Consider the following 303-nt stretch of genomic DNA (forward strand, 5'->3'; position numbering starts at 1 on the left):
ACCAGGTGACGGCGGTAACGCCCGTGGGTAATCATTTCGTGAATCAGGCGCTCGCTGAAGGTGGAGCTGTTAACGACAGTCACCATTTTGATATCGGTAAGTGCATTAACCAGCCCAGGGTTGGCCGCCAAGTAACCCGAGCGAATGCCGGTGGAAAGCGTCTTGGAAAACGTACCGACGTAAATCACGCGACTCAGGTCATCCAGTGCTGCCAAGTGAGCGCTTCCTCGGTGGAGTAGGTCAGCGAAGGCGTCGTCTTCTACTAGTATCAGGTTGTAGCGCTCTGCAAGTGTCAGTAGCCGA

At 54.8% G+C, this 303-nt stretch carries 1 protein-coding gene; it reads right to left on the bottom strand.

Features of this window, described 5'->3' with window-relative positions; all coding sequences use genetic code 11:
• Positions 1-303 (bottom strand): aminotransferase class I/II-fold pyridoxal phosphate-dependent enzyme (locus INT22_RS20900; protein WP_226912665.1); only part of this gene is annotated, 303 nt, incomplete at both ends.

It is taken from the genome of Halomonas sp. 3D7M (assembly GCF_014897885.1).
GTDB lineage: Bacteria > Pseudomonadota > Gammaproteobacteria > Pseudomonadales > Halomonadaceae > Vreelandella.